This window comes from Corynebacterium sp. L4757 (assembly GCF_043673995.1).
In the GTDB taxonomy this organism is placed as follows: Bacteria; Actinomycetota; Actinomycetes; order Mycobacteriales; family Mycobacteriaceae; genus Corynebacterium.
The window spans coordinates 35,057-49,271 of record NZ_JBIMEN010000016.1 but is presented as its reverse complement, the minus strand read 5'-3'; the positions used below and the strand labels follow the sequence as shown (position 1 = coordinate 49,271).

12 protein-coding genes and 1 other RNA gene are annotated in these 14,215 nt (G+C 55.4%); 9 read left to right on the top strand and 4 right to left on the bottom strand.

Annotation, left to right across the window (positions count from 1 at the left end; translation table 11 throughout):
• Nucleotides 1-19 precede the first annotated feature (19 nt).
• From ACG98I_RS12725 to ACG98I_RS12715, 3 genes are all read left to right on the top strand, one after another.
• On the top strand, nt 20-1,363 hold the full coding sequence (locus ACG98I_RS12725) for an IS256 family transposase (RefSeq protein ID WP_394719581.1): 1,344 nt from the start codon (nt 20-22) through the stop codon (nt 1,361-1,363).
• Nucleotides 1,364-1,571: 208 nt separating this feature from the next.
• The gene (locus tag ACG98I_RS12720) at nt 1,572-2,402 is read left to right on the top strand and encodes a PTS sugar transporter subunit IIA (RefSeq protein WP_394720918.1); all 831 of its coding nucleotides are present in this window, start codon (nt 1,572-1,574) and stop codon (nt 2,400-2,402) included.
• A 21-nt stretch (nt 2,403-2,423) separates the two neighbouring features.
• Nucleotides 2,424-4,028, top strand: coding sequence for a PTS ascorbate transporter subunit IIC (locus ACG98I_RS12715; protein ID WP_394720919.1), 1,605 nt, complete (start codon nt 2,424-2,426; stop codon nt 4,026-4,028).
• A 112-nt stretch (nt 4,029-4,140) separates the two neighbouring features.
• Here the strand turns inward: ACG98I_RS12715 and ACG98I_RS12710 are convergent, their stop codons facing one another.
• Both ACG98I_RS12710 and ACG98I_RS12705 read right to left on the bottom strand, forming a co-directional pair.
• A complete protein-coding gene (locus ACG98I_RS12710; protein WP_394720920.1) occupies nt 4,141-5,229 on the bottom strand; it encodes an SURF1 family protein in 1,089 nt (362 codons plus the stop codon).
• A gap of 13 nt (nt 5,230-5,242) precedes the next feature.
• Nucleotides 5,243-5,767 (bottom strand): low molecular weight protein-tyrosine-phosphatase, encoded by a 525-nt coding sequence (locus tag ACG98I_RS12705; protein ID WP_394720921.1) that lies wholly within the window; start codon nt 5,765-5,767, stop codon nt 5,243-5,245.
• Between the two features lie 66 nt (nt 5,768-5,833).
• Between ACG98I_RS12705 and ACG98I_RS12700 the strand changes: the two genes are divergently transcribed.
• The 6 genes from ACG98I_RS12700 (at nt 5,834) to ACG98I_RS12675 (ending at nt 12,171) form a co-directional block, all read left to right on the top strand.
• Nucleotides 5,834-6,982 carry a Nif3-like dinuclear metal center hexameric protein gene (locus tag ACG98I_RS12700; RefSeq protein ID WP_394720922.1) on the top strand — a complete coding sequence of 383 codons (1,149 nt, stop codon included), beginning with the start codon at nt 5,834-5,836 and terminating at the stop codon, nt 6,980-6,982.
• Nucleotides 6,983-7,014: 32 nt separating this feature from the next.
• A complete protein-coding gene (locus tag ACG98I_RS12695; RefSeq protein WP_394720923.1) occupies nt 7,015-7,740 on the top strand; it encodes a zinc ribbon domain-containing protein in 726 nt (241 codons plus the stop codon).
• 90 nt (nt 7,741-7,830) lie between these two features.
• Complete coding sequence (locus tag ACG98I_RS12690) at nt 7,831-9,045, top strand: bifunctional RNase H/acid phosphatase (protein WP_394720924.1); 1,215 nt, start codon at nt 7,831-7,833, stop codon at nt 9,043-9,045.
• A 9-nt stretch (nt 9,046-9,054) separates the two neighbouring features.
• Nucleotides 9,055-9,450, top strand: an RNA gene (gene rnpB, locus ACG98I_RS12685) — RNase P RNA component class A.
• Between the two features lie 64 nt (nt 9,451-9,514).
• Entirely contained in the window at nt 9,515-10,915 is a 1,401-nt protein-coding gene (locus ACG98I_RS12680) for a ribonuclease catalytic domain-containing protein (RefSeq protein WP_394720925.1), read from the top strand.
• A 125-nt stretch (nt 10,916-11,040) separates the two neighbouring features.
• The gene (locus tag ACG98I_RS12675; protein ID WP_394720926.1) at nt 11,041-12,171 is read left to right on the top strand and encodes an HNH endonuclease signature motif containing protein; all 1,131 of its coding nucleotides are present in this window, start codon (nt 11,041-11,043) and stop codon (nt 12,169-12,171) included.
• 157 nt (nt 12,172-12,328) lie between these two features.
• On the opposite strand, the gene ACG98I_RS12670 is transcribed toward ACG98I_RS12675, so the two are convergent.
• Nucleotides 12,329-12,844, bottom strand: a complete 516-nt coding sequence (locus tag ACG98I_RS12670) for a GNAT family N-acetyltransferase (RefSeq protein WP_394720927.1) — start codon at nt 12,842-12,844, stop codon at nt 12,329-12,331.
• Between the two features lie 10 nt (nt 12,845-12,854).
• A complete protein-coding gene (locus tag ACG98I_RS12665) occupies nt 12,855-14,126 on the bottom strand; it encodes a galactokinase family protein (RefSeq protein ID WP_394720928.1) in 1,272 nt (423 codons plus the stop codon).
• Nucleotides 14,127-14,215: the final 89 nt, after the last annotated feature.

Below are 14,215 nucleotides of genomic sequence, written 5' to 3'. Positions count from 1 at the left end.
ATGAAGGAGATAAACCATAATGGATTCTGTGGCGAAACGAGACCCGGAAGATTCCGCGAAGATCAAAGCAATCGAGCAAAAGCTGCTGGCGAACCCGGAGATAGCCAAGCTTATTGACGAGCTCGGCTCAACAGCAACGGATGCTAATGATTTAGTGCGTGGCTTGTTGCAGGCCTCGGTCACTCGCGGCCTGGAAGCGGAAATGGATGCTCACCTGGGGTATTCCAAAGGCGATCGTGAGGCTAAAGCGGCCGGTGGCGGCGATAATTACCGCAATGGTTCCTATGTCAAAAAGGTTGATTCGAACTATGGTCCGGTTGATGTCACTGTGCCTAGGGATCGTGAAGGCACGTTTTTGCCTACTATGGTGCCGAAAGGCTCTCGGCGGCTGACTGATGTTGATGACATGATCATCAGTTTGTATGCCGGGGGTATGACCGTTCGTGATATTCAGCATCATATGGCCACAGCCATGAAAGTTGATATCTCCCATGAGACAGTTTCAGCAGTCACGGATGCTGTCTTAGATGAGGTCATGATGTGGCAGAACCGGCAGTTAGACGAGTTCTACCCGGTGATATTTCTTGATGCGCTACGAATTAAAGTCCGTGACGGTGGGCGCGTGGTCAATAAGTCCGCGTATTTGGCCATCGGGGTGGATATGGACGGTATCAAACACATCCTGGGCATCTGGTTGGCGAAAGAAGAAGGCGCATCCTTTTGGGCACATGTATGCGCAAACTTAGCTAGCCGCGGTATCCAGGACGTGTTCATCGTCTGCTGCGATGGTTTGAAGGGTTTGCCGGAAGCTGTCGAAGCGACCTGGCCGGATTCGATGGTGCAGACCTGTGTCGTGCACCTGATTCGGGCTGCGAATCGGTGGGTGGCTTATGGCGACCGTAAGGCGGTATCTGCGGCATTAAAGAAGGTCTACACTGCCCCAGATGAGTCAACCGCGCGCGCAGCGTTGGATGAATTCGCCGAATCAGAATTGGGCCAGAAATATCCGCAATCAGTGAAAGTCTGGTCCGATGCGTGGGAGCGGTTCGTGCCGTTTCTGCAGTTCCCACCCATGGCCAGAAAGGTCATCTATACGACTAATTCCATTGAGTCGATGAATAACGAGCTGCGTAAAGCCACTCGCAACCGCGTGCAGTTTACCAATGATGATTCCGCGATTAAGACGCTGTGGTTGATGATCTGCAATATCGAAGATAAACGCGCGGCCAAACGAGCTAAAGAAGGTCGAAAAGCCGCCGCGACCAGCGGAAGACTCATCGAAGGCAGGAAAGTCACCAACTGGAAACAAGCCATCAACCAAATGGCCGTGGCCTATCCCGAACGCTTTACGAACTACCTATAAACACTCAGACCGAAAGCCCCACACACAAAATACTTGACACGCTCCTCGCTGGGAACAGTCAGTGGCGTTCAAGAATGCGATCCAAATATTAATTTGTACACATCAATGCACGGGCTTTAGGGCGTTATCAGGAATGGTCACAGTACCTAGGGGATAACAATCATTAGGTTTATGATCAAAAGTGACCGAAGTTAATGAAAGGAACCTCATGTCTCAGTTAAATGAACTGTTGGATTCTGCCGCAGTGGATTTAAACACCACTGCGAGTGATTGGCAAGATGCCATCGCTCAGTCCGGGCAGTTACTGGAGAATACCGGGGCAATTAGCAGTGATTACACTGCTGCGATGATTAGAAGCGTCGAAGATAACGGCCCTTATATCGTTGTTGCTCCGGGCTTTGCTTTTGCCCACGCACGGCCATCCGAAGCAGTAAAGCGCACTGCCATCTCGTGGGTAAGGCTTAACCAGCCAGTTGAGTTTGGTCATGATTCTAATGACCCAGTTAACTTGGTAGTGGCGCTGGCTGCTGAAGACGACAAGATGCACTTGCAGGCGATGAAAGAGCTCTCCAAGCTTTTGGCGAAGAAGCAGACCCGTGCGAAGCTCGACAGTCTTACTACCGTTGAAGAACTTCGTGAGGTTCTCGAGGGAGTAGGCAAGAAGCCTGCCGATGCAGATGCCGCAACGTCCGCAGGTGTTGCGAACGCGGGAGCGTCGACAGCGAACGCTCACGACGCTGATGCTGTGGAATCTAAAGGCAAGGTGCTCACCGTTTGCGGAAATGGTCTGGGCACCTCTTTATTTTTGAAGAACTCATTGGACGAAGTCTTATCCGATTGGGGATGGGGCAAGCTCGTCAACGTGGAAGCCACCGACACTATTTCTGCGAAAGGACGCGCTAAGGAAGCAGATTTCATCTTGACGTCTGGTGAAATCGCAGCGACCTTGGGTGATGTTGGCGTGCCCGTGTGGGTGATTAAAGACTTCACGTCTTTAAGTGAAATTGATGCTGCGCTGCGTGAGCTCTACGCGGTCTAAGAAGAAAGAGAAGTTTAAGTCATGGATGTCATACTTTCCATCGCGCAGTTTCTGGTCAATGAAATCTTGGCCGTCCCTGCGTTCCTCATCGGTATAATCACCGCCGTAGGTATGGCGGCACTAGGCAAGAGTGCCGGCCAAGTAGCCGGCAGCGCCATCAAAGCCACCCTCGGCTTCCTGCTTATCAATGCCGGTGCTGGTTTGGTCACCGCATCGCTGGAACCACTTGGTGTCATGATTGAAGGCGCCACCGGCATGCGCGGGGTGGTCCCGACTAATGAGGCCATCGCCGGAATCGCGCAGGCTGAATACGGCAGTCAGGTCGCTTGGCTGATGATTCTCGGCTTCGCGGTATCTCTGGTGCTCGCGCGCTTTACACCATTAAGCTATGTATTCTTGACCGGTCACCACGTGCTCTTTATGGCCACGATGATCACCATCATCCTGGCAACTAGCGGCAACGCAACCTGGATCGTGGTCGTCGTTGGTGCCATCCTGTTGGGCATCTTGATGGTCGCTCTGCCAGCCATCGCGCACCCATGGACTCGTCGTATTACCGGCAATGACTCAATCGCTATCGGTCACTTTGGCACCCTGGGCTATGTTGCGGCAGCCGCCACCGGCAAGCTGGTGGGCGGTAAGACGAAGGAAAAGCAGTCCCCATCTACTGAAGACCTCAAAATGCCTGAAGGCCTGCGCTTCCTGCGCGACTCCATGGTCTCTACCGCACTGTCCATGGCGATCATGTACATCATCTTGGCACTGCTATTTTTGGCACGTGCTGGCCAGGAAGAAGCATTCACCGCGTTTGAGGGCGGCGCCACGAATGTGGGCAACTTCCTCATGCAGTCCTTCACACAGGGCCTGCAATTCGGTGTTGCTGTGGCAATCATCCTCTTCGGTGTTCGCACCATCCTTGGTGAGCTGGTTCCTGCATTCCAGGGCATTGCTGCCAAGGTGGTGCCTGGCGCTATTCCAGCGCTGGATGCACCAATCGTCTTCCCATATGCACAAAACGCTGTGCTGTTGGGCTTCATTTTCTCCTTCATTGGTGGCCTCACCGGGTTGGCACTCTTGGCAGCCTGGCTCAACCCGATGTTTGGTGTTGCGCTGATTCTGCCTGGCCTGGTTCCACACTTCTTCACCGGTGGTGCAGCGGGTGTCTACGGTAACGCTACCGGTGGTCGCCGCGGCGCTATCCTCGGTGCCTTTGTCAACGGTCTAATTATCACCATCCTGCCGGCATTCCTGCTCGGCGTACTGGGCACCTTCGGCGATGCCAATACCACCTTCGGTGACGCTGACTTCGGTTGGTTCGGAATCCTTATTGGTTGGTCCGCTCAGCTCGGTGGGGCATTGGGCCTCATCCTGGTCGCCCTGGTTGGTATCGCAGTATTCGCGTTGGGTTGGTGGACTCAGCGCAAGCTGGTGGATGGCAATTGGGATCCAACTCCGTGGCGCGAATCTCCTGAAGGCGCTGCGGAGGCCGCAGGCGACCCAACCGCAACTAATGGCAATGGCGAATCCTCCGGTGCAGTCAGCGCCGGATTGACCGCTGCATCTGCCAAGTATCCTAAGGTCGCACCACCTCAAGGCGCACCGGTTCCACCGAAACCGCAATACTAAGAAAATAACTCAGCGGGCACCTACCCAAGCCTTAATTGGCTGGAGTAGGTGCCCGCTTCTTCGTGTTGACGTTCTGATATGGACGAGCATACTTAGTGAGTATATGTGCTCACTAAGCGCGGTCTTGGGAACGCTTGTTGAACTTTGCGTAGTGGTCTGGGTGTGCGTCACCGTAGCGTGCGCGGCGACGTGCGGATGCCCCTGAGTTCTTAGCAGCTGCTGGTTCTTCAGGCTCAGTCTTCGGCTCGGACTCAGAAGGCTCTCGGACGTCGGAGGAATCCTGTGCGGAAGCGGGGCGGTCCTCGGAGAAACTTTCGGAGAGATTTTCGGGGTGGATGTAGCTGTCGTCGGCGGGGTCAGTGTCATTCTTGCTATCGCCGGTCTTGGTAGAAAGACCATCGGAGCCCATGGCTTCCAACTCAGCTTGCTCCTCTTCAGCGCGGCGACGCTCGCGAATCTCAGAGTAGATGAAGTAGCCCAAGCCGATGGGCGCCATGATGCCAAAAGCAATCCACTGGTAACCATAAGACAGGTGATTGCCACGGTCCATGGAAGGAACCGGCACCGGATTCAAGACACCAGGCTGGTCCTCATTGAGCTGAACATAATCATCGCCGATGCCCTCTAGGCCAGTGATCTCTTCAATGGTGTTGGCGTTAATGGAATATGACTGCCAATAACCCTCGCGCTCAATGGGTTCATTAGGGTGAACATTCTCACCGAATCGAACCATGCCGAGTAGCGTGACTTCACCTGTTGGGGCGGACTCTAAGTCATCGGGAACCGTGTTGCCTTCACCGGCATTGACCCAGCCACGGTTGACCAAAATGATGTCACCCTGGTTGGTTTCAAAAGGAACCAGGGACTGATAGGACGGGCCGGAAGCTACCGGGCGCATGCGTAGCAGCACCTCATCATCAGTGAGGTACTGGCCAGTCATGGTCACCCGGGACCACTCGCGGTCAGCTGGAATAGTGCCATCATCATTGAAGACCTCCTGGTAGGGGACAGGATCTGCTTCAAACGCGGCCTCTAGTTGGTGGTTACGCTCAACAATGTCATCATCCTTGTTGAGCTGCCACGGCGCGAGCCAGGTAAACGCGAAGTAGGTGAATGCGATCACGAAGATAGTAAAAAGGATCCAACCAGGCTTTAAAAAGGTGGACCACCATGATTTTTTCTTCTTAACCTGTCTGCGCATAATGCCCTACAGTCTAGCGCGTAGCGGTGTCTTTCACCCATTCCACAAGGCCCGGCGTAGCTGCTTCAATCTCTTGGCGGGTGCGCTGAAAATCAGACTGTGAACCATAATATGGATCAGCTACTTCAGCGCCTTTGGGGGAGTGCGGATCAAATTCACGGATCAGTCGGATCTTCTCCGGTTCTACACCGGCGTGAATGAGCCCATCGCGGTGACCATGATCCATCGCGATGAAGATATCTGCGCCCAAGTGCTGCTTGCCCAATTTGGCTGCGCGGTGAGAATCACCATCATGTCCAGACTTGCGTAGCTCAGCAATCGTGCGCTTATCGGCCTTCTGGCCCGCATGCCAGCCGCCCAAACCACATGAAGAAGTGCGTGTAATGGAATCGAGCCCGGCTGCTTCTAAAGCATCATGGATGATGACCTCAGCCATCGGAGAACGACAGATATTGCCAGTACAGACAAAGCACAGGTGGAAAAGCTCAGTAGAAGGTTCTTCGGAAGCGGGTGAAGAGGACACAAAAGTATCGGACATATGGACTGTATTTACCAGCTTTTCGGACGCAGAACCAATTGAAATCGACCTATATGATGGATGGCTATGAGCCATGAACACGTCACCGTTGCTGATATTCGCACAGTACTGAATACCGCCTACCCGCCCTACTTGGCCGAAAAGTGGGATGCCGTGGGACTTATCTGCGGCGACCCGGCCGATGAAGTGAAGAAAGTAGCCTTCGCATTGGACTGCACCCAGGCTGTGGCCGAGGAGGCTGTGGCGATGGGCGCGGACATGCTGGTCATTCACCACCCGCTGCTGATGCGCGGAGTAAATACCGTGGCCGCAGATACGCCGAAGGGCAAAGTCATCCACACGCTCATCCGCGGTGGAGTGGCACTCTTTGCCGCACACACCAACGCGGACTCAGCTCGCCCAGGCGTCAATGACAAGCTGGCAGAGCTCGTCGGCATTAAGCCTGGCCGCCCGATTGTTCCGAAAGACCCCAAGATCATTGATAAGTGGGGCGTGCACGTTCCGGCTGAATTTGCAGCCCAAGTCAAGGCTGCTGTCTTCGAAGCTGGCGCGGGTTCCATTGGGGACTATCAAGAATGCTCCTTCGAGTGGGAAGGCCAAGGCCAATTCACTCCTGTTGAAGGCGCCGACCCACATACTGGCACAGTAGGGGAGAATTACTCTGATTCTGAGCTGCGCGTGGAATTTGTGGCGGCGAGCTCAAAGCGGGCGGAAATCATCGGCAAGCTGCGTGAAGCGCACCCTTATGAAGAACCTGCCTTTGATGTGGTGGAAATGGCACCGACGGCGGATATGGACACAGCATTCGGTCTGGGGCGCATCGGTGAACTGGAAGAAGCAATGACGCTGCGTGAATTTACCCAGCAGGTTGCGAATGCGTTGCCGGAAACGGCCTGGGGCGTGCGTGCGGCCGGTGACCCGGAGAAGATAGTCAAGCGTGTTGCGGTTTCTTCGGGCTCGGGCGATAGCTTTTTAGATAATGCCCGGGTACTTGGCGCGGATGTGTATGTCACCTCCGACTTGCGCCATCACCCGGTGGATGAACATCTGCGCGCGGGTGGTCCGGCCGTGATTGATACGGCGCACTGGGCCAGTGAATTCCCATGGACAACGCAGGCTTCGGAAGTAGTCGCTGCGGGGGCTAATGTGGAGTGTGAGATTATTTCACTACGCACCGATCCATGGACTATTTCCGCCCACCCTGAAGCGAAATAAGTTACTGGAAAACTAAAGAGGAGAAGGCATTTATGAAGCTCGAGGCAGAAAAGCAACAAACCCTATTGCAGCTCTCCCGCGTATTAAGGCTCAACGCTGTGGGCGCGCAGGCGCCGGAACTGGAAGAAAAAGTAGAGCTGGACAAGGCTGAAGCGGAGCACAAGCGTGCGCTCGATGCTGCGGCGGCAGCACAGATGGCCGTGGATGATGTGGAAAATGACATCCTGCGCATCCAGGCTGATGAGCGCAAGCTGCGCAAGCGTGAGCGCGATGATAAAGCCCAGCTATCTGCGGCCACCGACCCGGAGCAGCGCCGTGAGCTCGAGCATGACCGTTATGCGGCTAAGTCCCGTATCGCGGATCTGATGAGTGAGCTGCAGGAAGCCCACAATGAAATCCATGCGCTGCGCAATAACCGTGACGTGCATGGCGCGCGCGTGGATGAAACGGCGAAGAAGGTTGAGACCGCCCGCCGCGCTTTTGAAGCAGCCGATGCGGCAGCGCCAGTGGAGGAAGAGCGCGATATCGATGCTGAGATCTCCAAGCTGCGCGATCAGCTAGATGAGGCTACTTTGGCAGAATTTGAGCGCCAGCGTGAGGAAAACGGCATTGGCGCAGAAGCCTTCAAGTCTGGCAAGACCTGTGGTTCTTGCTCCATGGTCCTGCCACCTGCAGAGCGCGCCGCCATTATGAACGCGCCAAAGGATGAAATGCCGCAGTGCTCTGACTGCGGTTCTTACCTGATTCGCCCTGCCTAACGCTGCCGGTGGGCGGCGCTAAGTAGTGGGAGAGTAGCAGTGGCTGCGAAGTTCGATGACGGAAATGCTTGATAACGAGGATAGAAATTAATGAAAGTTGTTATTTACGCCGATGGTGGCTCCCGCGGTAATCCCGGGGTAGCTGGCAGCGGCACCGTCATCTACGCCGCCGATGGCACGACCATCTTGGATGAGATTGTGTATGTGGTGGGCAAGAAATCCACTAATAACGTCGCCGAGTACTACGGCTTGCTGCGCGGGGTGGAACGCGCCGCTGAATTAGGTGCTACCGATGTGGAGTTTTTCATGGACTCCAAGCTGGTGGTGGAACAAATCAATGGCCGCTGGAAAATCAAGCACCCGGATATGCAAAAACTCGCGGTTGAAGCAAAGAAGATCATCAATGGCTTCGATAACTTCAGCCTTTCCTGGGTTGCGCGAGCCAAGAACTCCGTGGCAGACAAGCTCTCCAATGATGCGATGGATGCCTGCGCTGCTGGCCACCCGGTAGGAATTGTTCACAAAGATGGTGCTTCTGCTTCAGAAAAAGCACCGGACAAGGGACCTGCGAAAGAAGAAGTCCGTACGGAATCAGCTGTTGAGGCACAGCCCGAAACTAGGACTTCACCTGAGCAAGCCGATACCGCATTGAAGCCAGAGGACTGGCTGCATAACCGTGGGGAAGTCACACGGTTCGTGTTGCTGCGTCATGGGCAAACTCAGATGAGCGTGGATAAGCAATACTCCGGGCACACGGATGTGGAGCTGACGGAGCTGGGCCAAAAGCAGGCGCTGGCCGCGGCACAAGCGGTGGCAAACCGGGGGCTGACCTTTGATGCCATTGTGTCCTCACCACTCAAGCGCTGCCACAGCACGGCCAATGCGGCTGCGCAGGCATTGGGCATGGATGAGGTGGAGATTGTCGATGACCTCATTGAGCTGGACTTCGGTGAATGGGAAGGTCTGTGCTTCGATGATGTGCACCAAAATGACAATGAGCGCCTGCGCAAATGGATGCAAGACTCTTCCATCACCTGCCCGGATGGGGAGTCTATCCAGCAGCTACATAAACGCGTGCGCAGGGTACGCAAAGAATTACAAGAACGCTTCGCCGGCAAGACGGTCCTGGTGGTCACGCACGTCAATCCGATTAAGTCCTTCATCCGTCAGGCACTCGATGGCAATGCTTCGGTATTCGACAAAGTATTCCTTGGCGTGGCATCCATTAGTGACGTGGAATTTTGGGCTGATGGATCCCTTGTACGCTGCGTAAATGATGTTGGGCACCTGGGTGCGCTAGAATAATTCAACGAATGAGTCGGCCGGGTGAACGCGGCAATTGAACCACTCCGTTTACCGGGGTAGGCAAAAGCCGAGGAAAGTCCGGACTCCGAAGAGCACAGTGATTGCTAACAGCAACCCGGGGCGACCCGCGGGCAAGTGCAACAGAAAGTAGACCGCCTCGCGAAAGCGGGGTAAGGGTGAAACGGTGCGGTAAGAGCGCACCAGCGTCCCAAGTGATTGGGGCGGCTGGGTAAACCCCACTGGGAGCAAGGCATCATGGCCCGTTAATGGCGGGCTTGATCAGGTGTTTGAGAGCTGCTCGCTCGAACCTGAAGGTAGCTGCTTGAAGCGTATTGGCAACGATACGCTCAGATGGATGTTCACCGCCTTTTGGCACAGAATCCGGCTTATAGGCTGGCTCATTCGCTTCAACTTTTTCATCATTTCATTGCGCTGCCTGCAGCGATGAAATGTGGAACAATAGGGCGGCATGAAGTTATATGCAGCCCACGTGGACTTTTCCGCTATCGCTGCGGAGTTCAACGTGCCCACCACATTTGCGCCTGAGGTAACTGAGGCTGCCGCGCGCGCCAAAGATGCTTTTGCTAATCAGCGCAAAGACAAGCGCGATATTCCGCTGGTCACCATTGATCCACCGGGGTCGATGGATCTGGACCAGGCGGTGTGCATTGATAAACCCACCGGTGGCGCGGGATACGTGGTGTATTACGCTATCGCTGATGTTGCGGCCTTTGTGGAACCCGGCGGAGTTATTGAAAAAGAATCCCTGGAGCGCGGGCAAACAATTTATCTTCCCGATGAACCAGCACGCCTGCACCCGCCGGAGCTGTCAGAGGGTGATGCTTCATTGCTTCCCGATGCCGACCGCCCCGCCGTCCTATGGACCTTCCACTTGGATGTCTCTGGTGAGGTTGAGAATTTCACCGTGGAACGCGCCTTGGTGCGCTCGCGCGCACGCTTGGATTATGACGGCGCGCATGAGGACCTTATCAATGGCCAGCTGCATTCATCCATCGCGCTGCTGCCGGAAGTGGGCAAGTTACGCCAGGCGTCCTCGCTACGCCGTGATGCGATTTCTTTGCGCTTGCCTTCGCAGCGCGTGGTGGAAAATGAGGATGGCCAATTTGAGCTGGTCATCGAACCGCGTCATGAAATGATGGATTATAACTCTGAGATTTCCCTTCTGACCGGCATGTGCGCGGGCCAGCTCATGGCTGAACACGGTGTGGGTTTCTTACGCACCCTGCCATCAGCTACTCCGGACGCTGAGCTTGAGTTCTACGAGGAAATCGCTGCCTTGGGATATGACATCGGGGATCAGACTATCTCTGAATTCTTATTATCAATTGATGCCGATTCACCCCGCGGTATGGCCGTCATGCGCTTGGCGCAGCGCCTTTTGCGCGGTGCTGACTACGTCTGGCTAGCCGATGGTAATGCCGAGATCCACGCCGGCATCGGCGGCTATTACGCGCACGTGACTGCGCCGCTGCGCCGCCTGGTGGACCGCTTCGCATCGGAAATCTGCCTTGCCTTAAGCAATGGGGAAGAGATCCCCACGTGGGTTACCGACAATGCCAAAGACGTTGTCTCCGCCATGCGCCGGACCTCGCAACTGGCTTCACAGGTGGATAAGGCCGTGCTCAACTGGCTCGAAGCCCGCGTGCTGCAACCTTGGGTGGGCCACAACTTTGAAGCCGCTGTTCTGACCTCCGACAAAGAGAAGAGCAAGTCTTTCGTATTCGTGGCCGACCCGCCCGTGCTGGCTGATTGCATTGGCGCTGCACCCCAAGGCCGCAGCGCCCACGTCTCACTCATTACCGCCGACCCCGACAAGCGCGAAGTGAAATTCGCCTGGCCTGCCGACTAGCGACTGTGGATAACTCGCATATTTTTCGTTGAAGCATCAACCAAAACCGCGTTTTGGAGCTAGTTATCCACAAGGTGCTGATGAAGCTCTAGCAAGGGTTTACAGTGCGCCATATCGTGTGAATCATGAATGCGCTGAATGCTTTTATTCTTCTCGCCAGCCAGGGTGTTGCCCTCGCGCGGCATTTTCACAACCATTCACCGTACGATATCGCTGGGTACGGCATAGCCTTAAAGACCGCCAAGAGCTACACCAAGCTTGCCGATGCCCTCTTCGGCCCCACCGACTCACCCCGGCTTCAACGCGAAGCCGTCGCACTCGCCGAAACGCGCGGTTTAAGCCTTGAGCATCTCCTAATGATCGACCGGCATGCGCGCAGAATAAAGACCCGCGGGGGTGCTTGGAAACTACGCGCTGAGCTCATCGCCTATGAAGGCAACTTCGAAGAAGTAAACGCTTACGCCATTCAACGTGTTAAAGACCTCACCGGGCCCACAACCCGTGAACACGGTATTAGCTTTAGCAAACCCCATACTGACGGCACTCGGTCTGCCACGATTACCGCAGATCAACGGTTCATCACCGATTTTGAAAAATCTCTCGATACGATCATCGCCCAAACCCAGGCCGCAGAAAACGAGCAACCAGTCGCCCCGCCCATGCCACGTAAGCAAGCGCTTCTAAACGCTTTCCGCCAGCGCCTCGACCGCGGCGGCACCTTTAGCCCGCAGTACCGCACAGTTATTACGATAGGTCTTTCCGATACTGCCAAAATCATGAGCGGAGATAGCGATGAGGTCATCGTTGGACTCTCTGATGGCACCACAATGACTGGCGCCGAACTCGTCGATACCGCTATCAGTGGTGCACTTGGTAGTGACATTTTCGTCGGGCTCTTTCATCCCACCGAAGGACCGGTAAACCTCTACCAAGCACGGTTTGCGAACCTGAAACAACGCATCCTCGCCATGGCAGAAAATCTGGTGTGCCCATGGCCGGACTGCAATACCCCGGCTGATCGCAGTCAAATCCACCACCTGTATGCGCACAAACACGGTGGGCAGACCCATCCCGGCAACCTGTGTGTCCTATGCCCCTATCACAATGGTGTGAACGATGACGACCCTGAGAAACCGCGACGTGGACGTATGGATCGGAAAGACGGCAAGGTGGAATACACCTCACCCGGTGGGCGCAACCTGAAAAACACCCACCCCGTCTCCAACCTCGGAGCCATGGACCTGATTGGCACGTAGCGCACTAGCGCGAGCACGGACCAACGGCTGTCTCCTTTTTAGCTTCATGATTGCCAGGGGCCAGCCGTGATTTGGCGTGCCCAACACTCGAAAACCGCAGCTTACACAGGCTCCGTGGGTGTTCTAATCTTACGCGGATTGCCTTGGGGCTGAATTGTTAGCGGCGGTAAACGTCATAATCTCCAGGGATGCCGGAGCCTTTAACAAGGGAGAGCCCAAGCCTTTCAGCGAGCTTTATAGAGGCAGAGTTGGCAGGGTCAATAATTGCGATGACTGGCAGTTCGGCGCATTGTCGCCGACTCCAGTCGATTGCCGCGGTGGTGGCTTCATAGGCGTAGCCTCTGTCTTGAGAGTCAGGGGAGAAACGGTAATAGACGTTGAGGACGTCCTCGTTTCTCTCCTGAGATTGACTCACTCCACAGAAACCAATGATGCGGGAGGGATCTTCTTTGTGTGAAACGACGAAATAGCCGAGCCCATCTTCTGCCCAGTTCTGTTGCCACTCATGCCTGAGCAGGGTTGCTTGCTCGTGGGAGACCATGACTAAATCAGGGCGGTGTTCATAAGTGCGAGCATCCGAGTGAATCTCAAATATTGCCGCATCAGCTGAGCTATCCGGTGCGGATAATATCAACCGATCCGTGGTTAGAAGTGGAAAATTACAATTGGGCATGGACTTAACATTAGTCAATCGCAGCTTCCGTACCGTGCACAACAGGAACGACCGTTAGACCATCTGCGGCAAAGTCTGCGGCGAAATTCTCAGCGCGTGCAGCTGGGATGAAGGCGAGTACGGCATTGGAAGTGCCAGCGGATGCGGCGCGGGCCGCGAATGCGCCGCGGGCGCTAGCGAGTTCGCTGAGAGCTTCGGCATTATCCAGACCATAGTGGGTAACCAGATCCTGCTGGGAGGAAGCGAGAATGGTTCCCAACTCGTTCCATGCGCCTGAGCGCAGCGCCCGCGCGACCTGATGAGCGCGAGTGGTCTCAGCGTCATAGAAATGCAGCCAACCGGAAGCATCCTTGACCGCTGGCTGGCCCTTAGGTCCGTGGACCTTGTGCACTGCATTGAGCCAATCGATGACGCGCTCCGGCGCATCAGGGAGCAGACGCAGGGACTCCGCACCGAAGGCGTGGCTGGCAGCATCCACGAATTGGTTGCGGCTGCGGATATGCGCGGACTGGTCTGGTGCTTCAGTATTAGCAGGGAAGAGAATAAAGACACGCTGCGTGCCGGATACTGGGACAGTGGCCTTGGTGACTGAGCTATCGGCGTAGTCAATGATGCTGACAAAGCCTTCCTCAGTGCGCAGTGCCGCCGTGTGGCGTGCACGTAGGGAAGGGATAGCAGAGAACGTATCCACTGCTTGGCTGCACACATCGGCCAAACGTGCGCGCAGGGGATGGTCGAGCTCAGAATCAGCAGGCAACATGGCCAACGCAACTGCAACATCAGCCGCAGATAATGCGCCCATGCCGGCTTCAATAGGAATATCGGTCACGATGGTGACATCCGCGCCGGCAGTTTCACGGCTGAGCAGCTGACGGTTAATCATCGTCCAAATGATGCCGCCGAAACGCGCCGCGATGGATCCTTGCGGCGCTGGTGGGATGACAGTGCGGCCATTGTCATCAATCTGCGGCTGCTGTGCAGCAGCGCGATCTGCCAACTCATCCAATGAGATGGCGTCATCAGTCTGCTTCTCACCATCGAGGGTATTTTCAATAAAGCGAACCTTAATCTGACCATCAGTACGCGGAGAAACCGCCGCTGCGGCACGCAGGTCGGACGTTCCCAGAACCACGATGCCGCCATAATGATCCGCGTGCTCACCAGCAATCGACCACGTGCCGGGCGCGCTTGCTACCGCCTGCGCTGGGGTGCCGGCGTGTGACGCGTGAGCGTCATGTGCGCGGGTAGTAGCTGTAGTTGTGGGTGCGGGCCACATCGGCATGCTAATCAGGCTCCTTGCATGTGCTGATTGGAGTACGTCAAAAAAGGGGTCAAGCTAACTATTCTAGTAGTTTAGCGGGCATCATAATT